The organism is Plantactinospora alkalitolerans (assembly GCF_015690345.1).
GTDB classification, from domain to species: Bacteria; Actinomycetota; Actinomycetes; order Mycobacteriales; family Micromonosporaceae; genus Plantactinospora; species Plantactinospora alkalitolerans.
Genome location: NZ_JADPUN010000177.1, coordinates 61503 through 80202, shown reverse-complemented (window position 1 = coordinate 80202; position 18700 = coordinate 61503). Strand labels below are relative to the sequence as shown.

Below are 18700 nucleotides of genomic sequence, written 5' to 3'. Positions count from 1 at the left end.
CCGCCGCCACCTGCTCCACCAGCGCCTTCAACGGCCCCCAACCGGTACCACCGGCCAGCAGCAGCAGGTCACCGCCGGCCTGGCGCAACGACAGCCGCTCCCCCATCGGCGCCGCCAGATGCAGCTGGTCCCCGACACTCGTGCCGTAGACCAACCGGGAACTCACCGCGCCGCCCGGAACCGCCCGGACATGCAACTCGATCGTGCCGTCACTGCGCGGAGCGTTCGCCGGCGAGTAGTAGCGCCAGGCCCGGGTCGCCGGACTCGACACCCCGATCGACTGACCCGGATCGAACGGCAACAGGTACTGCGGACGCAGGGTCAGGACCGCGATGTCGAAGGTACGGGGTTCGTGCGCGACGACCTCCCCGACCCACCACGGCGGGCTGACGTTCTCGGCCGACGTGGCACCGTCGGACATCACCTTCGCGACCAGCCCGTACGCCGCCGTCCAGTCCTGGGCGAGGTCCTCGGTCCAGTGCTCGCCGAGGAAGTGCGCCAGGGTGGCCAGCAACGCCTCGCCGACCGCCGGATAGTGCTCCGCCCGGACCGCGAACTTGCGGTGGTCGGCGCCGAGCGACTGGAGGAACCCGACCAGCTGGTCCACCTGGTCCACGTTGGAAACGATGTGTCCGAGTGCGGTGACCAACCGGTCCCGCTGACCCGCCATGTTCGTCGGGAACATCTGCCGGACGTCGGGATGGGCGAGGAAGAGAGTCGAGTAGAAGTAGAGCGGCACCTGGTCGCCGTGCCCGGCGACCAGGTGCCAGCTCTGCTTGAGACGGGCGACGTCCACGGTCAAACGCCCGCCGAGGTACCGCTCGACACCACCTGGTCACGGACCGACACCAGGGTTGCCCGCACATCGTCGAGAATGTCCGCCGGCACGCCGAGTTCGGTCAGCGTGTCGATCAGATGTGCGCCGACCCGGGCGTAGTGCTCGTCCGGAATATCCAACGGCTGGTGCGCCTCGGCCAGACCCCGGCCGGCGTAGTTGTTCGGGCCGCCGAGCACCACGGTCAGCATCAACACCAGATGCCGCCGCTGCTCCTCCATGTTGATGGCGGTGAAATACGGCGCCAACTCGGCGTCGGCGAGCACCCGGTCGTAGAACAGCCCGACCGCGGCCTTCACCGACTCCGCTCCGCCGATCCGCTCGTAGTGCGAGGGGCGGGTAGCCGTTCCGTTGCCGGGAGTGCCGGCGCCGGCCGAGGGAGATGACACGGCGCTGTCTTCTGATTCCGTCACGGTCTTCCTTCCAGCGCGAGAGGGGTCGCGCGGCGTTGAGGGGCGAGGCACAGGCTGCCGACCCGGGGGGCGGATCGCCGCCGAGCGGCACTGCGTGGGGGACACTACCGCGCCCACCCGTTCTGTGTCATCCGCCCCGAAACGGTGTGTTCCGTACCCTGCCACTTCGGCGTTCATCGATGCGACTCGAGCGCGCGGTCATCATCCCCATTGGACCGGAATCCCGCAAATCACGAGTACCGCAGGGACAATTCACCCAGACAACGCATCCCGCAGACCCGGCTCGGGCGGACCGAGAAACACCGGATCGCGCCCGCTCAACACGTCGTACACCGCCTTCACCGCCGCGAAGTTCTCCCGGAACCCACCCCGGTTCCAGGCCCGTTCGAAGCGGCGCACCGAATCGTCCCCGACCCCCACCGCGTCCAGACCGACCCGCCGGCACACCGTCACCGCCCGCGCGATGTGGAAACTCTGGGTGACCACAATGGTCCGATCGACACCGAAGATCCGACGGGCCCGCAGACACGAGTCGTAGGTGTCGAAACCCGCGTGGTCCTCGACCACCTGCCGGGCCGGCACACCCCGGTCCACCAACCAGCGGCGCATCGCCCCCGGCTCGTCGTACTCCCACCGGCGGTGATCCCCGGACACCAGAATCGCCCGCACCTTACCGGCATCCAGCAACTCCCTGGCCAACCCCAGCCGGGCTGCCAGGAACGCCGACGGCGTGCCGTCCGGATTCACCTGGGCACCCAACACCAGCGCGACCGGTGCCGCCGGCACCCCGGCCAGATCGTAGACGTGGTCCTCCGCCGACTGCCGTACCCAGAGCACACTGCCGACCACCGAAACCGGCAACAGGAACGCCACGGCCAACATCCCGAGAACCAGCCGACGCCACCAACGACGCCGGCCACCAGGACGGACAACAGGGACGGGACCGGACGACTCAGGTGGACCAGCTGGCATACCACCCATTATGCGGCGACGATCATGTCCGCTCGGGCCCTGCCGCGGCACGCCCGCACCACCGCGCTTCCGCAGACAGCGCGAACCGCCTCAGCCCGCCCGGCGACGCGCCCGCCGGGCCGCCAACTCGTCACCCGCATCCGCCGCCACCGGCTCCGCAGACGTACCAACCGGGGTCGGCTCCCCCGCCGGCTCGGCCGGCAGATGCGACAACGACCCCTGGATCTCCTTGAACGCACCACCGATGGCGATCCCGAACACGCCCTGCCCACCCTGCAACAGGTCGACGACCTCCTCCGGAGACCGACACTCGTAGACCGTCGTACCGTCCGAGATCAACGTGATACCGGCCAGGTCCGCCACCCCGCGCGACCGCAGCGTCTCGATGGCCCGCCGGATGTTCTGCAGCGACACCCCCGCGTCCAGCAGCCGCTTCACCACCTTGAGCACCACCAGGTCCCGGAACGAGTAGAGCCGCTGCGTACCCGAACCCGAAGCGTCCCGCACACTCGGCACCACCAGCGTCGTACGCGCCCAGTAGTCCAACTGCCGGTAACTGATGCCGACGGCGGAACACGCCGTCACACCCCGGTAACCGACCGCGCCATCCTCTATCGCGGAATCGTCGACCGGGTGATCCTCCGCTACCCGACCATGTCCTTCGACCTGACGCTGATCCTCACCGCGTCGGTGACCAGATGTCCCCGGATCAGGGTCCTGTGGCTCATGCATCGGACAACCTCCCCGCCCGTGCGGTGACACGTCGTTTCCGGGACGTGCACCCCTTCGACAGGCCCAACCCTATAGCCCGGCTGGAGGCTTACCTCGCAGGATTTGCCGCGACACGCCGCACCTCGACGATCACCCCCCGCGTACCCGGACGAACCAGAGGTCACGGCAACCCGACGACCATCCCGGCCGCCAACGGGCCGACACTCAGCCGGCGAAGTCCTCCGGGCGGACCTGCTCCAGGAACTCCCGGAACTTCTCCACCTCGTCCTCCTGCTCGTCCGGAATGATGATGCCCGCCTCGGACAGCACCTGCTCCGCACAACGGATCGGCGCACCGACCCGCAACGCCAGGGCGATCGAATCACTCGGCCGGGCCGACACCCGCAACCCGTCGCCGATCAACAGATCGGCGTAGAAGACGTTCTCCTTCAGCTCGACGATCTCGACCGCGCGCAATGGTGCCTCCAACGCGGCAAGAATGTCCCGAAGCAGATCGTGGGTCAACGGACGGGCCGGCTTGACCCCCTGCTGCTCGTAGGCGATCGCCGTGGCTTCGACCGCACCGATCCAGATCGGCAGGTAACGGTCGCCCTCGACCTCTCTGAGCAAAACGATCGGCTGGTTGGTGGGCAGTTCCACCCGAACCCCGACCACGCTCAGCTCGCGCACCGCCGCCTCCGTGTCGCTGTCGTCGTCCCCACCACCGTCCTGCGGCGGTCGATGCTACCCGCCGCCGGAGCCGGCATGCCCCTTCCCTGCACGGTACACGGACCCGGATACCGCTGCCCCACGCGCGCCGCCCGCTCCCGCCGCACCCGAACCGGTTACCCCAGGAAGCCTACGCCACGCCCACCGCCGCAGATCTTTCCTGCCGGGCCCGTCGGTCCCCGTCGCAACGGGCCGGAAGCGCCGGCACACCCCCCGGCAGAAGGGCCCCGACGATCCCGCCACACACATCCGACCGACGATCCCGGCCAGGGCTCCGGTCAGCGCCCCAGCGTCCCCCGCAAGCCGACCCGGACCAACGCCGCGTGCAACCGCTGCGACAGCCCCACCAACTCCCGCGCCGCCTCCGCGGCCCGAGCCCGGGCCGCGGGATCCGACTGCCGCGCCAACGGCGCCACCAACTGGGCGAACAACCCCACCTCGCGGTCCGCCGCCGTCCGATAACCCCGCAGATGACGCGGCTCCAGACCATAGGCCGCCAGACCCGCGACCGCCTGGGCAATCACCAACGCATCCGCGTCGTACCACCCCGGCGGCTGGGACACCACCAGACCCATCCGCTCCAGCTCGGTCAGCATCGTCTCGTCGATCCCACTACGGGACAGCAACTCGACACGCCCCAGCCGGGACTCCGCCGACTCACCCGGCCCACCGGCACCGACCTCCCGGCCCGGCACCTCACCGTCCGGCCCGACCGCCACCAGCGACGGCCTCGGGCGCTCCGGCCCCGGCAACCCGTCCCGAGCAGCCTCCGCGAGCTGCTCCCGAATCACCCGCAACGGCAGGTACTGATCCCGCTGCGCCGTCAGGACGAACCGCAACCGCGCCACGTCGTCCCAGCTGTACTTGCGGTAACCCGCCGGCGTGCGTTGCGGCTCGACCAGACCCTCGGACTCAAGAAAGCGCAGCTTGGAAATCGTCGTGTCGGGAAACTCCACCCGTAGCTGCGCCAGCACCTCGCCGATACTCATCAAGGGCTGGCCTCGAGCGACCGCCCCCGGATCGGGAACAGCCGCCGCCGCGCGCTCGTTCACCCCCGGATGGCCCCCTCCTCCGGACGCGGACCGGCGATGAAGACCAGCCGGAACTTGCCGACCTGCACCTCGTCGCCATTGCTCAGCGTCGCCGCCTCGACCCGCTCCCGGTTGACGTACGTCCCGTTCAAACTGCCCACGTCACGGACGGTGAACGTGCCACCGTCCCGGTGGAACTCGGCGTGCCGTCGGGACACGGTGACATCGTCGAGGAAGATGTCACTGTCAGGATGCCGACCGCTCGTGGTCACATCGTGGTCCAGAAGGAACCTGGCACCGGCATTCGGTCCACGTCGCACCACGAGAAGCGCCATGCCCGGAGGCAGCGAACCCGACATGCGGCTTGGCACGACGTCGGTCTCTGGCCCCTCCAACATCTCGTCGAGCGAACCAAGATTGAGCGTCGATGTGACGTCGAGTGGGGGGAACTCGTCGTCTGGGCGCGTCATTGGGACCACCTCACGGATCTGTTCGGTCGGCGTCAGGGTTGACGGGTCTGGCCGCCGGGCGTTGTCGAGGCCCAGCGGCTGGCTCCCCCGTGCCCGGGAAGGCATTTCCGCAACGCGCAACTATTGGTTCTCGGTCGACTGGGCGAGCCTAGCCAGCGCCGAAATACAGGGCAACCAGACGCGCGGACAGAACCCCGCGCTGGCATCACCACGATCAGCTCTCGGTCAGGTCCCGATAAGCCTCGGCGGTCAACAATTCGGCCAGCGCCGCCGGATCGCTCGGCGCGATCTGGACCAGCCAACCCGAACCGTACGGGTCAGTGTTGATCACCTCAGGGGTGTCGGCGAGCTTCTCGTTGCGCGCCACCACGGTACCGGTCACCGGGGCGTAGATCTCGGAGACACTCTTGGTCGACTCCACCTCACCGAACGAGTCGCCGGCCTGGACCGTCGCACCCTCGTCGGGAAGCTGGACATACACGATGTCACCCAACGCGTCCTGCGCGAAGTGGGTGATGCCCACCCGCACCGGTCCGCTGCCGTCGCCCGCCACCCACTCGTGCTCGGCGGTGTATCGCAGGTCCTCAGGAATCACCAGACGCGTCCTTCTCCGTCGCACCAATCAACACCGGGACCGGCAGTCGCCGGCCCCGGACGCGCCGGTCAGGAAACCGGGCGCGCGTGTTGCAGATCCTTGGGCGGGCTGAGGGCCGTCACGTCGACCACCTCCCGCTCCTGGATCGCCACGTTACCGCCGTCGCCACTGACCGATGCCACCACCCCGCCCGGGATGTTCAACGCGGTCTGCATCGTCTTCGGATCACCTATGACCATGATCATGTACGGACCCGTCAGTCGGCGTCCACTCACTGAGATGCCGCCGTTCGCGTCGAGGAAGTACGTCGATGCGACAATCCGTACCGTCGCACCGTCACCCCCCGCGATCTGCATCGCCTCCGCGCCGGCACCCCGCAACTCCTGCACCGCGTCGAGCACCCGGGACGCCCCGATCGGATTGCTGACCGGCATGAAGCTCACCGTCAACCCGGGCCCCCGCGCCGCCAACGTCCCCGCCAGAATGCCCAGCTCGTCCGCCCTCCGGGTCGCCTCGTCCAACGCGGCCTGACGCCCCTGCGCCCCCGAGTTCAGCTGCCGCTGGCTCTCCTCCAGCCCTTCGATGTCCTGCCGGACCCGTTCCTTCTGCGCATCCAGGTCCGACAGGATCCGCACCAGGTCCTCCTGGCGGGCGTTCTCCAACGACGCATCGGTCGAGTTCGACTTCAACTGCACCACCAGGGTGAACCCCAACAGCGCCAGCAGCACCGCGATCATCGCGTTGGCCATGGTCAGCCGCGGCAGCACCCGACGGACCGGCGATCCGACCACGGCCGGCCCCGACGACCCGACCGACGCCGTCTCCCGCTCCGACGGCAACGGCACCGTCTCGTCACCGTCGCTCGGCAACGGCACCGTCTCGTCGTCCGACGGCAACGGCACCGTCTCGTCGTCCGACGGCAACGGCACGCTGGGACCGCCACCGGAACGCGCCGAACCGCCCACAACGCCGTCTCCAGGCCGGCCGCCCCCGGCAGCCGGTGAACCGGCCGCACCGGAATCACCCGCCACAGCCCCCGAAGCCCCGGCGTTCTCCTTCGCTGGCTCAGTCATCGCCACGAACCTACGCCCGGAACAGGTGCCGGCGAATAGCCGCCACGTTGCCGAAGATCCGGACACCGAGCACCACCACGACACCCGTGGACAACTGCCCACCCACACCCAACTGGTCACCGAGATAGACGATGATGCCCGCGACCAGCACGTTCGAGATGAACGAGATCACGAACTGCTTGTCGTCGAAGATGCCGTCAAGCTTGGCCCGCACCCCGCCGAACACCGCGTCCAGCGCCGCGACCACGGCGATCGGCAGGTACGGCAGCAGCGCCGACGGCACCGTCGGATCCAACCAGACGCCGAGGAGCACCCCGGCGAACAACGCGAGCACAGCGATCATCGGCCACCTCCAAGCGGACTGGGGGACGCCCCCGACCCCGACGACGACCCGGACCCCGACGACATCGGAGTGGGTCTCGGCGAGGGTTTGGCATAACGCAACTGCGGCTCGGTCGCCGCCGGCAGAGTGAGATCGTCCACATCCCGGAACTCGAACGACATCCCGTGCTCCTCCGCGACACTGTTCAACAACCGCGCCGCAGCGCTGTCCCGGAACCGCCGCTCCAACTGTCGAGGCCCGATCGCGGACACCTCGTACGGGCCGATCACCGGTTTGAAGTCGACCAGAATCGCGCCACCAGCCGCCCGGATCGTCGAGGTGGCCGTCAACCGCTGCCCGTTGATCGAGATCGCCTCCGCCCCACCGCTCCACAACGCGTTCGCGATGTCCTGCAGATCCCGGTCCAGCACCCGGCCCAGATTCGTACCGCCGGCTCCCGTGACCGCATCCTCCTCGGTCGGCGCATCGGCGACCCGGACCACGACCCCGTCACCCCGGACCCGACCCAGCCCCGTCGACGCCTCCAGGTTCCGCAGGTTGGCGGCCACGCTTCCGGACAACGCCGCATCCCGCTGCCGGGCCACCTCGTCACGCAACCGGTCGGACTCGGCCGTCAACCCCGCGTTCTCGGTCTCCCGCTGCTTGATCTGTGCCACCAGGCCCGCCCGGGCCTCGCTCCGGCTCGGCTCCGCCGCCATCGTCTGGCGATAGGCCACGGCCAACAGGAAACCCAGCAGAACCAGGGTCACCACGCTCACCGTCCGAGGCGTCGACCGTCGCCAGCCCGTGGCCGGACCAGTCCGTCGCCGCTGCTCGGCGGCGTCGACGTACCCGGGATCGAGGGGATTGCGGAACAGCTCGGTGAGGAAATCCGGAGCGTAGGCCCGCTTGCCGGGCTCGGTCATGCCACCTCCGCCCGGGATGCGCGGGCCGCTCCGATCAACCGGCCCGCCTGGATCACGTACAGCCCACCCGCCAGCCAGTAGAGCGCCAACCCCCACAGGGCCAGGGCCCACCCGATCGCCCCGGCGACGGTGGCCGCGCCGGCGGACGCGTCCGCGAGGAGCAACGTCGGGAAGGCCGCCAACAGAACAAAGGTGGCCGTCTTGCCGAGATAGTGCACGGGCGGTGGACGGTAACCGTACCGCCGGAGCACCGCGATGTTGATCGTCATCACGGCGTCCCTGGCCAGCAACGCGACGGTGAACTGCCACGGCACGACGTCGCGGACCGTCAGCGCGACCAGCGTCGCCAGGATGTAGAGCCGGTCGGCGACCGGGTCGAGCAGCTCACCGAGCCGGCTGACCTGACGCAGACGTCGGGCGACGTACCCGTCGACCCAGTCACTGAGACCACCGACCGCCAGTACGACGAGGGCGGCGACGTCCGCGTGCGTCACCAGGAACAGGTAGAGGAAGAGCGGCACCCCGAGCAGTCGGGTGAAGCTGATCAGGTTGGGGACGGTGAGGATCCGCCCCGTGGAGCCGGCGGACTCGGCGGCGGCGCCACCGGTTGGCTGGGTATCACTCGCCCGCGCCGGCCGACGCGACACCGAACCTCCCTCCGCGCCACGGCTCGGGCCCCGCCGCATGGACGGGTCCGCAGGACCGGTACGCGTTTCCGGCCGACCCCTCCCCCGGAATGCATGGCGCACCCCCGGTGATGCCGGCGCCCGACACAGCCCGGCCTCCGCTGACGGAAGTTCCGTTGCTGCTCAATTGCCGTGCCACTATATCCGGCCAAAATTCGGGCGGGCCGAGCGTGCCCGGTGCGTTCGTGGTTTTGTCGGCGAACAGGATGTGACGTCGGGCACGTCGGGTAAGGCATCCTAGGAAGCTAGAAAGACACTTGCCTGCCGACGGCGCGCTGGCTGTCTTCTCCAGGGAACCGCGAAGGCTTCCGGGGACCGAAGAAGACGCAGGCAGAGGGTCCCTCTGCCTGCGTCTGACGATCTTCGTGGCCGCCGCGGGCTTGCGGGGTGATGCCGCCGCCCGGACGCGGAAGTCCGGCTACGAGCCGGTCAGCCGCCCAGGCCCGCCCGGCCGAACAACGGGGCGTATCCCGACGGAAGCTGGGTCAGCACGTCGTTGAGCTCCCCGCCCGACACCGCCTCGGTCACGGTGCACAGGACCGCACTCGCGTCCCACTCGGCGGTGCGGGCCGTCGCACCGGCCCCGGTCGCCACCCGGGCCAGGAACTCCCGTGAGCCGAACCCGCCCGCTCCGCCCTGCGCCGCCGAGATCAGGGTCGCCGCCAGCGGCCCCGGCAACTGGGCGGCCAGGTCCTCGGCCTCGTCCGGATGCAGTCGCTGCGCCAGGATCCCGAGCACCAGGTGGGTCACCCGTTCCGCCTCCGCCGCGTCGGCGTACTCGCCGCGCTCCCGCACCTTGGCGAGAAACTCGTCGTACCGCACTCCCCCACCCCCGTTCGGGACCAGACCGCCGAATGTCGACCGCCGGCACGGTCTACCCGCCGGTGTGGCGATGATGCGCGGCCGGTCCGGTCCGGAACGGGGCCGGTCGGTCAGACCCGGGTGATCCGGACAGCGTCGGCGACGACGTATCCGCTGGCACCGCTCCACCGGCTCACCCCGACCACGTTCTTGTCGCCGGCGGTCAGGGTGAAGGTGCCCAGCGACCGCCACGCGCCGCCGCCGGTGCTCTGGTCGACGACCACGGTCTGGTTGCCGCTCTTGGTCACCACGACGTACGGGGTGGCGGTGTTGTAGCCGGCGATGCCCGGGTACCACGCGTCGATCCGGTAGCTGCCCTCCGCCGGAATGTCCGCCTTGTAGTAGGCGACGTCGCTGATCGCCTCCGGGTTGGCGTACCGGTAGTCGGCTCCGTAGCGCTCGGCGGAGTAGCTGGAGGTGAGCCAGTTGGCGCTCGCGGTGAACCTGCCGCTCGTGGTGTTGTCGATGATCGTGCTGAAGTCGGGCGGCGGGGTCGTCCCACCGCCGGTGAGCGCCTCCGCGACGTCGCTACGCAACTGCGGGAGCATGCCGTAGAGCACGTTGCCCGGACAGGCGGTGGCGATGTAGTCGCGATGCCCGTAGATCCGGGAGGCGCCGATGTCGTACTGCTCGCAGATGTACGCGCAGAACTGCACGAGCTTGTCGTACAGGGCGGCGGGCGGGGTGGCACTGGTGTAGGTGCCCTCGTTCTCGATCCCGATGCCCTTGTCGTTCTGACCGGGACAGTGCGCGCCGACCACCATCCCGCTGCCGGCGCGGAGCCGGGCCAGGCTGTTGTGCCGGCCTTCCATGATGTATCCGCCGCGGCTGATCGTGAAGTGCTGCCCCGAGTCGGACCAGCCGTTCCCGTCCATGTGGAAGTTCTGGATGCTGCGGGCCATCGCGTACGCGTGCGCCTGGGTGTAGGTGGTGCTGTTCGCACCGGCGGTGTGATGGATGACGATCTTGTCGGGCGACGACGAGATCACGCTGAGCGAGCCTGGTGACCGCGCTCCCCAGGTGGCGCAGCTCGCGATGGTGGGGACGGGAACGGCCAGCGCCGACGAGTCGTCGGGAGCCGCCAGCGCCGGTGGGCCACCGGCGATCGACAGGCCGCCGGTGGCGGCGCCGACACCGAGGAACACCGCGCCGCGTACGACATCGCGGCGGGACAGAGGGTTGCCGGTCACGGATGGACCTCCAGTAGACGGGGGTTGAAGGTTTCCTTGATTGCGCCGAGCAATGTTGAAGGAATTTTTACCAGACCATCGACGTGCGCCGCTAGAGGCGGCACACGTCCACGGAATTCCGTCCTGGTGGTGGGACCGTCGCGGCCTATGCGGCCGGCTGCGCGGCGGACTGAGTGGCGGTACCGGGGTTCAACCCGCCGGGGTACCGCCGCCGGCCGCCGAAGCCTCGCTCCGTCGCATCGGGTTCTCGCTGTGCTGGATCGGGACCTCGTGGTGGATCCGGCCCGCCAGAGCGGAGAGTCGCTCGCCGCTGCCGCCCCACCGGGCCGCGACGATCTCCGCCGCGATGCTGACCGCGGTCTCCTCGGGAGTCCTGGCCCCCAGGTCGAGACCGAGCGGCGAGGCGAGCCGGCCGAGTTCAGCCTCGGAGAGCCCGGCCGCGCGGAGTCGGGCAAGCCGATCCGAGTGCGTCCGTCGCGAACCCATCGCACCGACGTAGCCGAGCGGCAGCCGCAGTGCCACCTCGAGTACCGGAACGTCGAACTTTGGATCATGGGTCAGTACGCAGACCACGGTGCGGCCGTCCACCCGTCCGGCATCCGCCTCGGCCCGCAGATAGCGGTGTGGCCAGTCGACCACCACCTCGTGCGCGTCCGGCAGCCGGCGGCTGGTGGCGAAGACGGGCCGGGCGTCGCAGACCGTCACCCGATAGCCGAGGAAGGCGCCGACCCGGGCCACGGCCGCCGCGAAGTCGATCGCGCCGAAGACGATCATCCGGGGCGGGGCGGCGTAGGCCGCGACGAAGAGCAGCAGCTCGTCGCCGCGACGCTGGCCGTCGTACCCGTAGCGGAGCGTGCCGGTGCGGCCGGCGGCCAGCAGCCCCCGGGCGTCGTCCGTCGCCGCCGCGTCCAACCGGTCCACGCCGAGCGATCCGGCCGTCCGGTCCGCCCAGACCACCATCCGGCGGCCGAGCCGACCGGCCGAATCCGCCGGCCCGGCCGACACGACCGTGACCACGGCCACCGGGACCCCTGTCCGGATCGCCGCCGCCACCTCGGCGAACTCGCCGAATCCGGTCGGATCCACCCGCTCGACGAAGACGTCGAGGATGCCACCACAGGTAAGACCGACCGCGAACGCGTCGTCGTCGGTGACGCCGTACCGCGCAAGTGCCGGCACTCCGGTGACGGTCACCTGGCGGGTCAGCTCGTAGACGGCTCCCTCGACGCAACCGCCGGAGACACTGCCGACCGCCGCGCCGTCCGGCCCGACCAGCATCGTCGCGCCCGCCTGGCGGGGTGCGGAACGCCAGGTGGCGACAACGGTCGCCATCCCGACCGGCTCGCCGGCCCGCCACCAGCGGTCCAACTCGTCGAGTACGTCACGCATGGCCGTTCACCCGCACCCGTTCCTCGTGCCGGACGGGCCGGCGGCCGGCCCGCCCGCAGTGGCTTCGCCCCGTTGCCGCCGTCCTTCCGCCATCCGAAGATCGTCCCATATGTCCGATCACTACCCTCGGTCGACCCGTCACCCGCACTGAGAGGTTACGCGGACGCCGAGCATCCGCCGGCGGACGAACGGCCTGGCGCGAATGGGCCGGAGCCGGGCGGGTAGACCGGCCGGGTACGGCGCCGACACGACGGGACGGGGGCAGCCTCATGCCAGGACCACGACCGGGAAGCAACGCGTACGACGTCGAACGTGCCCGGCTACGCAAGCGCATCGAGAACTCGGGCCGCGCCAACGACAAGGAGGCGGACGAGGCGGCGAACCGGTACCTCCGGGAGGAACAGCAGCGTCCCGGCTTCGTCCGGGGCGAACGTGGCCTCGGCCCGAAGGGTGAACGGGGCCGCGGAGAACCGAAGTGATCAGCCTCGCCGCCGTCACCGGGTCGACGCGCCGGGCGGCCTCGGCCGGTCAGGTCACCGACCTGGTGGACGGGGCGATAGCGGGCGCGGTGGGCAGTGTCGCCCTGAACGTGGTCACCTACCTGGACATGACGGTGCGGGGCCGCCCCGCCAGCAGCACCCCGCAGGAGAGTGTCCGGCGGCTGACGGAGGCGCTGCACGTCGGTCTGGGGCCCGAGGACCGGGCGGCGAACCGCCGCTCGGGCCTCGGGCCCCTGCTCGGCTACGCGGTCGGGGTGGCGTGCGGTGCCGCCCTCACCGTGGTCGGCCTGCGCCGCCTCCCCGGGCCGGTGGCGGCCGGGATCTTCGGAGCCGGTGCCATGCTGACGTCGGACGGCATGCTGACCGTCCTACGGGTCACCGATCCGCGCCGCTGGAGCGGGACGGACTGGCTCTCCGACGTCGTGCCACACCTCGCGTACGGGATGGCCGCCGTGGCAACCCTCGACCAGCTCGGCCGGTCACGTCGCCCGCACCGGCGGTTTCCGCTCCGAGCCCGTGTCCACCCCGGCTGAGGGTTCGGTCCACCGGCGCCCGGGGCGTTATCCGGTGCCGCCGGCGACCGGACGCGCCCGGCTCCGGCCGGCCGCCCGCTCGTCGGGATCCTCGGCCACCGGCCGGGCCGCCGGACCGTACGGGGAAACCTGTTCGGGCGGGATCCGCCGGCCGTCACCACCCCGGACCCGCGACGGTTCACCCGGGCGCGGGCCCTTGCTGTCCTGTACGAGGGGGGTCCGCTCATTCCGGCGCATCTCCGGCTGCTGCACGTTCGTCATCGCCGTCCCCTTCCACCGTCGTACCACTCGTTTCGGCTCACCGGCCGGAGCCGTCCCGACCGGTCGGGTAGCCGATTCGGGCGTGACCGGCGTTTCCACCGGTGCCACGGACCGCTCGGGCACCCGCCGTTCGATTACCCGGTGCGAGTGGCGCCATTCGGTCCGCCCGGCCCGGTAAGGCTCCGGACAGCGTGGGTAACCGGGGTGGATGAACCGTGAACGCGCCCTGGTGCGGGTGCTGCTGGAACGACAGGGACGCACGTACGCCGAGGAGGCCGGGATCCGCCTCGCCGACCGGCCGGGTCCGCTCTATCAGCTGCTGGTGCTCACGACGCTGCTCAGCACCCGGATCCGGGCCGGTGTCGCGGTCGCCGCCGCCCGGGAACTCTTCGCCGCCGGCTGCCGTACGCCGCAGGGGACCATGTCGTCGAGCTGGCAGGACCGGGTGGACGCGCTGGGTCGGGGCCACTACCGGCGCTACGACGAGCGCACCTCGACGATGCTGGGCAACGGTGCCCGTTTGTGCCTGGATCGCTGGCACGGCGACCTGCGCCGGCTGCACCACGAGGCCGGTGGCGACCATTCCACGCTCCGCCGGCTGCTGACCGGCTTTCCCGGCATCGGACCGACCGGAGCGGACATCTTCCTCCGGGAGGCGCAGGCGGTGTGGCCCGACGTACGCCCGTACGCCGATCGGAGGGCGGCCGGTGCCGCGCAGCGGCTCGGTTTGCCGTCCACCCCGGACAAACTGGCCAGGCTGGTCGGCGGCGGTGATTTTCCCCGCCTGGTCTCGGCGCTGGTACGGGTTTCCCTCGGTCAGCAGTCGATCGGCGAGTTGACCAGGGCGGCGGGGGCCCGCTGAGTCTGATCCGCCCCGCTCAACTCACCGGTTTGCCGGTACTGGGCCTGGTCAGGTACCAGACGGTCAGGCCCGCCGCGACCGCCAGCAGCAGCACCGCGTTGGTGACGCCACCCTCCTCCTCGCCGCTGCTGCCGAAGTAGATGACGGCGAGCGCAGCGCCGACCGACAGCAGGGTTCGTAGTCCCTTATTTTTCACGCAAATTACCCTAATTGCGGCATAGAGTTCCAGTAGCGGATCGGCCCGACACCCCCCGATCCGGGTGAACACGGAAAGGGCCCGGACGGGGCGCCGAGGGGCCCGCCGCGGTGCTCAGCGTTCGGATGGCTCCGGTCGCAGCCGGACCAGCCGGATCGCCCGCCCCGCGACCTCGACCACCTCTGCGGTCATCCCGGGAAGCCGCAACGTCTCGCCCGCGGCGGTCGGGATGTGGCCCAGCCGGGCCAGCACCAGCCCGGCGACCGTGGTGTAGTCACCCGATCGCGGCAGGTCGAGCCGGACGCCGATATCCGGCAGGTCGTGCAGGGGAAACGAGCCCGGCACCAGCAACGCCCCGTCGTCCTCCCGGACGACGGTCTGGACGTCCCGGTCCGTCTCGTCGTACAACTCGCCGACGACCTCCTCCAGCAGGTCCTCCATGGTGACCAGGCCGTCGGTGGCACCCCGCTCGTCCACCACCAGCGCCAGCCGCTGCCGCTGCGCGCGCATCTGCCGCAGGGCGTCGGAGACCTGCAGCATCTCCGGTAGGAAACAGACCGGCCGGACCTGGTCCCCCACCAGCGGCCCGCCGCCGACCAGGTCCCGGACGTGCACCACGCCGACCACATCGTCCAGCCCGTTCGGGCCGGTCACCGGCGCCCGGGACAGCCCCGCGTCGGCCAACCGGCGCAGTCCCTCCTCGATCGGCAGATCCGCCGGCAGGCTCGTCACCACTCCCCTGGGCACCAGGATCTCCCGGAGCGTGCGGTCGGCGATCTCGAAGGCGCCGCTGACGATCTCGCGCTGCTGAGCCGAGAAGTTGCGTTGGGTGAGCATCTGTTCCCGCAACTCGTCGCTGTCCACCTCCTCCCGGGCGGCCTGCGGATCGCCACCCAGGATCCGGACGACCACGTTGGTGGTACGGCTCAGCAGCCACACCACCGGCCGGGACACCATCGCGAACACGTCCAGCGGCCGGGCCACCAGCAGGCCCCAGCGCTCCGCCCGCTGCATGGCGAGCCGTTTCGGGGCGAGTTCGCCGAGCACCAGCGTGGCGAAGGTCAGCACGGCGGTCACCAGCACCACCGCCACCGGCTCGGCGGCGCGGCCGAGGAAGCTCAGCGGTCCCAGCAACGGCTTGGCCAGGGACACCGCCGCGGCGGCCGAGGCCAGGAAGCCGGCCAGGGTGATCCCCAACTGGGTGGTCGCCAGGAACCGGTTCGGATCACGGACCAGCCGGACCAGGGTCGCGCCCCGCCGCCCCTTCCGGCCGAGCTGGCGCAGTTGCCCCTCTCGCAACGAGACCAGTGCCATCTCGCTGCCGGCGAAGATCGCGTTGAGCAGGATGAGGAGCAGCACCAGCACGAGCTGCACGCCGTACCCGCCCACCCGGCCGTCTCCCTCCACTGCCCTGCAAGCCACTTAACCCCAGCCCTTCCGGCCAGGGGCCGGTTTGCCGGTGCCGGTGGCGGAAACGGGCTGGCGGGCGCCGCTCGGCAGGTCCGCCGGAGGGCGCCGCCGGGTCGGGCCGGCTGCGCGTCCGGGGCCGTACCGTGCCGCCGGCTGGATGGTCGTACAGTCCTGCCGTGACCGAAATCCGGACCACCGTCGACCTGCGCCATCCGCCGGAGCGGGTGTGGCGGGCCCTGACCGACCGTGAGCTGCTCCCGAAGTGGTTCGGCTCGGTCGAACCACGACCCTCGTCGATCAGTCGGTTCGAGCTGCGGCCGACGGATTTCCCCGAATTGGACGAGCTGATCACCGTCGAGCTGGTCGAACTCGACCCGCCACATCGGATCGTGGTGCGCTGGCCCGAGGACGGCCAGCCGACCCAGGTGGTCTGCGAGCTGACCCCGACGGCGGAGGGATGCCGGCTGACGGTGACCCAGGGCGACCCCGAGGACCCGTTCCGGGACACGGGGATCGACGACCCGTTCCGGGACAGCGGGATCGACGACCCGTGGCGGCCGGCCGATCCGGATCGGCGCGAGCAGGCGTACCGGCAGCTCCTCGACACCCGGCTGCCGGCCGTACTGGATTGGCTGGCCTTTCGGGAGGTGGACCTTCCGGAGTCCACCGCGGTTCTCGGGGCCGTCCCGGCCGGCGCGGCGCCGGGCGACCGCGTCGTAGATGACGGCCGATACGGCGGCCAGCAGCGCGCCGATGGCGGCGATCACGACCTGCGCCCGCAGCACGTTGGACCGGGACTGCACGATGTTCAGGCCGGGGTCGAGCACCTCGGTGGTGATCTGCTCGCCGGGTTTCGGCTCGTACTGTGCCTGCTGCCCCTCGACCTCGTCGTGGATGAGCTTGGTCACCGCCTGCACGGTCTTCCGGGCGCTGTCCTCGTCCGCCGCCACGACGGCGACGGTCAGGATCGAACTGCGGTTCACCAGCCCGACCTCGTAGTCGGGGTCACCGCCGGCCGTGGCGATCTTCGTACGGGCGTCGTGCGCCGAAATCGAGATCTGCACCGCCTGGGCCATCGCGTTCTCGCCGATCCGCAGCCAGGGATTGCCCGGGCGTGGGGTCGCGTCGGGCGCCGGCGCGGCGGCGGAGGTGGTCGGCGGCACGAGCAGAATGGCGACCTCGGTCTTGTACTCCGGCTGGATCGCCAGGCCGAAGGCAAGGGCCGCGCCGAGCGTCACGACGACGACCGGAGCCGAGACATACCACCGCCGAAACATGAGTTTCAGCAGGTCGAGAAGGTCCATCGGACGGCCCCTTCGGGTGCGCGGATATGCTGAGGAAATTCGTCAGATCGGCAGGCGCGCGGCATCGGCCCCGTTACCGGATGAAACTTGGTTGTAGCCGTTCGGCGACGGGCGGAGCAATCGGTCCCAGAGTCGGATGTACGACTTCACCTGATGATCCCAGGCAAGCTCGTCGATGAACCGCTGCCGACCCGTGACGCTCATCGCCGCTCGGGCCTGCTCGTCGCCGAGCAGCTGGTCGATGGCCTTGGCGAACTCGTCCGGGCTGCCGGTCAGCACATAGCTCGCGGCCGAGTCGGCGGTACGTCGGGTCTCCAGCAGGTCCACGGCGACGACCGGTACGCCCCGGGCGACGTACTCCACGGTCTTGGCCATGGTGTACATCTCGGCCATCCGGCTCGGCAGGTCCGGCTGGATCGCGATCGCCGCCGAGCAGAGCAGTTCGTCGACCTCGTCGGCCTCCAGCCAGCCGGTGAAGCGTACGACGTCCTCGATTCCCCGCTGGATGGCCAGCCGGCGCAGCTCCGACACGCTCTCCCCGTCCCCGGCGACCACCAGCTCCCAGTCGTCGGTGCCGCGCAGTCCCACCAACCGCTCGGCGGCCAGCACCGCAGCCTCGACGTTGTCCTGTGGGTTGATCACGCCGACGTAGACGACCTTCTGCCGGACGTTGCCGGAACCCGGGTCGTTGCCGGAGCCCGGATTCCGGGCCTCGACAGCCGTTCCCCGGTCCGTGCTGCCGGCCGTCGGCTCCACCCGGATGGCGCGGTCGCGGTGGACCTCGGCCAGTGCCGGGCCGTTGCGGACCACCACCACCTTGTCCGGATGACATCCGCCCCGGTTCATCGCCAGCTCGCGGAACGACTCGTTGGTCGCCACCACGGCGGTGGCGCACCGCCAGGAGAGTCGCTCGAACAGCCGGAGCATCCACAGCACGCTCGTCCGGGGCTGCCCGGCCTTGCACTCGTACAGCTCCGGGCTCAGGTCGTGGTGGTCGAAGACGAACGGCCGCCCCAGGGCCCGCATCAGCAGCCCGACGACCCAGAAGACGTCCGGCGGATTGCACGCCTGCACGGCGTCCACCCGGGTGCGGAGCATCAGGCCCAGCAGCCGGACGGTGACGGCGATCAGCGCCCAGGCGAACTCGGCGGCGAAGGAGAGTACGCCCTTGCCGGCAAGCGGCTGGGGAAACGAGAGGATCGTGGTGGCCGCAGTGCCCGGCAGCACCGTCAGTGGCCGTGGGCCACGCGGGCAGATCACCGAGGCCCGGTAGCCGGCGGCCTCCAGGGCCTGGCACTCCCGGATCACCCGGCGATCCCGCTCAGCCGGCAGATTGACCACCACGATGACCACATGGGGACGTCGATCGGCCATCTCTAACTCCCATCCGCGCAGCTCGGACGACGTTTTCGATGGAAGGTCGCGGCGAAT

The 18700-nt window shown here is 70.4% G+C and carries 23 protein-coding genes; 4 read left to right on the top strand and 19 right to left on the bottom strand.

Annotated elements, in window-relative coordinates:
• The 15 genes from I0C86_RS19215 to I0C86_RS19145 all read right to left on the bottom strand — a co-directional run.
• The coding region (locus I0C86_RS19215; protein ID WP_196202625.1) for a globin domain-containing protein at positions 1–796 on the bottom strand (796 nt) is incomplete at its 3' end.
• A gap of 2 nt (positions 797–798) precedes the next feature.
• Positions 799–1248 (bottom strand): group I truncated hemoglobin, encoded by a 450-nt coding sequence (locus tag I0C86_RS19210; protein ID WP_323373724.1) that lies wholly within the window; start codon positions 1246–1248, stop codon positions 799–801.
• 252 nt (positions 1249–1500) lie between these two features.
• Positions 1501–2130, bottom strand: a complete 630-nt coding sequence (locus I0C86_RS19205) for a SanA/YdcF family protein (protein ID WP_196202623.1) — start codon at positions 2128–2130, stop codon at positions 1501–1503.
• Between the two features lie 180 nt (positions 2131–2310).
• Complete coding sequence (locus I0C86_RS19200) at positions 2311–2952, bottom strand: MerR family transcriptional regulator (protein WP_230394395.1); 642 nt, start codon at positions 2950–2952, stop codon at positions 2311–2313.
• 204 nt (positions 2953–3156) lie between these two features.
• Positions 3157–3621, bottom strand: a complete 465-nt coding sequence (locus tag I0C86_RS19195; protein WP_196202622.1) for a bifunctional nuclease family protein — start codon at positions 3619–3621, stop codon at positions 3157–3159.
• Between the two features lie 317 nt (positions 3622–3938).
• Complete coding sequence (gene ftsR, locus I0C86_RS19190) at positions 3939–4712, bottom strand: transcriptional regulator FtsR (RefSeq protein WP_407676323.1); 774 nt, start codon at positions 4710–4712, stop codon at positions 3939–3941.
• Complete coding sequence (gene odhI / locus I0C86_RS19185) at positions 4709–5161, bottom strand: oxoglutarate dehydrogenase inhibitor Odhl (RefSeq protein ID WP_192769790.1); 453 nt, start codon at positions 5159–5161, stop codon at positions 4709–4711. The genes ftsR and odhI overlap by 4 nt, the downstream gene beginning before the upstream one ends.
• 214 nt (positions 5162–5375) lie before the next feature.
• Positions 5376–5756, bottom strand: a complete 381-nt coding sequence (gene gcvH, locus I0C86_RS19180; RefSeq protein ID WP_196202620.1) for a glycine cleavage system protein GcvH — start codon at positions 5754–5756, stop codon at positions 5376–5378.
• A 68-nt stretch (positions 5757–5824) separates the two neighbouring features.
• Positions 5825–6787, bottom strand: a complete 963-nt coding sequence (locus I0C86_RS19175) for a DUF881 domain-containing protein (RefSeq protein ID WP_407676325.1) — start codon at positions 6785–6787, stop codon at positions 5825–5827.
• Between the two features lie 52 nt (positions 6788–6839).
• On the bottom strand, positions 6840–7172 hold the full coding sequence (locus tag I0C86_RS19170) for a small basic family protein (RefSeq protein WP_196202618.1): 333 nt from the start codon (positions 7170–7172) through the stop codon (positions 6840–6842).
• Positions 7169–8077, bottom strand: a complete 909-nt coding sequence (locus tag I0C86_RS19165; protein ID WP_196202617.1) for a DUF881 domain-containing protein — start codon at positions 8075–8077, stop codon at positions 7169–7171. Before I0C86_RS19165 ends, I0C86_RS19170 begins: the two co-directional genes overlap by 4 nt.
• Complete coding sequence (locus I0C86_RS19160) at positions 8074–8724, bottom strand: CDP-alcohol phosphatidyltransferase family protein (RefSeq protein WP_407676322.1); 651 nt, start codon at positions 8722–8724, stop codon at positions 8074–8076. Before I0C86_RS19160 ends, I0C86_RS19165 begins: the two co-directional genes overlap by 4 nt.
• A gap of 468 nt (positions 8725–9192) precedes the next feature.
• Positions 9193–9585: a DUF2267 domain-containing protein gene (locus I0C86_RS19155; protein ID WP_196202615.1), complete on the bottom strand. Its 393-nt coding sequence runs from the start codon at positions 9583–9585 to the stop codon at positions 9193–9195.
• Positions 9586–9695: 110 nt separating this feature from the next.
• A complete protein-coding gene (locus I0C86_RS19150; protein WP_323373723.1) occupies positions 9696–10814 on the bottom strand; it encodes a golvesin C-terminal-like domain-containing protein in 1119 nt (372 codons plus the stop codon).
• Between the two features lie 189 nt (positions 10815–11003).
• Positions 11004–12203 (bottom strand): XdhC family protein, encoded by a 1200-nt coding sequence (locus tag I0C86_RS19145; RefSeq protein ID WP_196202614.1) that lies wholly within the window; start codon positions 12201–12203, stop codon positions 11004–11006.
• Positions 12204–12472: 269 nt separating this feature from the next.
• On the opposite strand from I0C86_RS19145, the gene I0C86_RS19140 reads away from it, so the two are divergent.
• A complete protein-coding gene (locus tag I0C86_RS19140; protein ID WP_196202613.1) occupies positions 12473–12682 on the top strand; it encodes a phosphatidylethanolamine-binding protein in 210 nt (69 codons plus the stop codon).
• Positions 12683–12744: 62 nt separating this feature from the next.
• Positions 12745–13236, top strand: coding sequence for a hypothetical protein (locus tag I0C86_RS19135; protein ID WP_196202634.1), 492 nt, complete (start codon positions 12745–12747; stop codon positions 13234–13236).
• A 27-nt stretch (positions 13237–13263) separates the two neighbouring features.
• Here the strand turns inward: I0C86_RS19135 and I0C86_RS19130 are convergent, their stop codons facing one another.
• The gene (locus I0C86_RS19130; protein WP_196202612.1) at positions 13264–13497 is read right to left on the bottom strand and encodes a hypothetical protein; all 234 of its coding nucleotides are present in this window, start codon (positions 13495–13497) and stop codon (positions 13264–13266) included.
• Between the two features lie 208 nt (positions 13498–13705).
• On the opposite strand from I0C86_RS19130, the gene I0C86_RS19125 reads away from it, so the two are divergent.
• Positions 13706–14359 (top strand): DNA glycosylase family protein, encoded by a 654-nt coding sequence (locus I0C86_RS19125; protein ID WP_196202610.1) that lies wholly within the window; start codon positions 13706–13708, stop codon positions 14357–14359.
• 16 nt (positions 14360–14375) lie between these two features.
• On the opposite strand, the gene I0C86_RS19120 is transcribed toward I0C86_RS19125, so the two are convergent.
• Positions 14376–14555, bottom strand: a complete 180-nt coding sequence (locus I0C86_RS19120; protein ID WP_407676321.1) for a hypothetical protein — start codon at positions 14553–14555, stop codon at positions 14376–14378.
• Positions 14556–14669: 114 nt separating this feature from the next.
• Complete coding sequence (locus I0C86_RS19115; protein ID WP_196202609.1) at positions 14670–15944, bottom strand: hemolysin family protein; 1275 nt, start codon at positions 15942–15944, stop codon at positions 14670–14672.
• Positions 15945–16141: 197 nt separating this feature from the next.
• On the opposite strand from I0C86_RS19115, the gene I0C86_RS19110 reads away from it, so the two are divergent.
• Entirely contained in the window at positions 16142–17302 is a 1161-nt protein-coding gene (locus tag I0C86_RS19110; RefSeq protein WP_196202608.1) for an SRPBCC family protein, read from the top strand.
• A 9-nt stretch (positions 17303–17311) separates the two neighbouring features.
• Here the strand turns inward: I0C86_RS19110 and I0C86_RS19105 are convergent, their stop codons facing one another.
• Positions 17312–18643, bottom strand: a complete 1332-nt coding sequence (locus tag I0C86_RS19105) for a glycosyltransferase family 4 protein (protein WP_196202607.1) — start codon at positions 18641–18643, stop codon at positions 17312–17314.
• Positions 18644–18700: the final 57 nt, after the last annotated feature.

Coding starts and splice junctions, on each gene's coding strand:
- odhI (WP_192769790.1), bottom strand. CDS start 5,161: ATGACGCGCCCAGACGACGAGTTCCCCCCACTCGACGTCACATCGACG.
- I0C86_RS19145 (WP_196202614.1), bottom strand. CDS start 12,203: ATGCGTGACGTACTCGACGAGTTGGACCGCTGGTGGCGGGCCGGCGAG.
- I0C86_RS19125 (WP_196202610.1), top strand. CDS start 13,706: ATGAACCGTGAACGCGCCCTGGTGCGGGTGCTGCTGGAACGACAGGGA.
- I0C86_RS19105 (WP_196202607.1), bottom strand. CDS start 18,643: ATGGCCGATCGACGTCCCCATGTGGTCATCGTGGTGGTCAATCTGCCG.
- I0C86_RS19165 (WP_196202617.1), bottom strand. CDS start 8,077: ATGACCGAGCCCGGCAAGCGGGCCTACGCTCCGGATTTCCTCACCGAG.
- I0C86_RS19170 (WP_196202618.1), bottom strand. CDS start 7,172: ATGATCGCTGTGCTCGCGTTGTTCGCCGGGGTGCTCCTCGGCGTCTGG.
- I0C86_RS19140 (WP_196202613.1), top strand. CDS start 12,473: ATGCCAGGACCACGACCGGGAAGCAACGCGTACGACGTCGAACGTGCC.
- I0C86_RS19205 (WP_196202623.1), bottom strand. CDS start 2,130: ATGTTGGCCGTGGCGTTCCTGTTGCCGGTTTCGGTGGTCGGCAGTGTG.
- I0C86_RS19130 (WP_196202612.1), bottom strand. CDS start 13,497: ATGACGAACGTGCAGCAGCCGGAGATGCGCCGGAATGAGCGGACCCCC.
- I0C86_RS19200 (WP_230394395.1), bottom strand. CDS start 2,952: ATGCATGAGCCACAGGACCCTGATCCGGGGACATCTGGTCACCGACGC.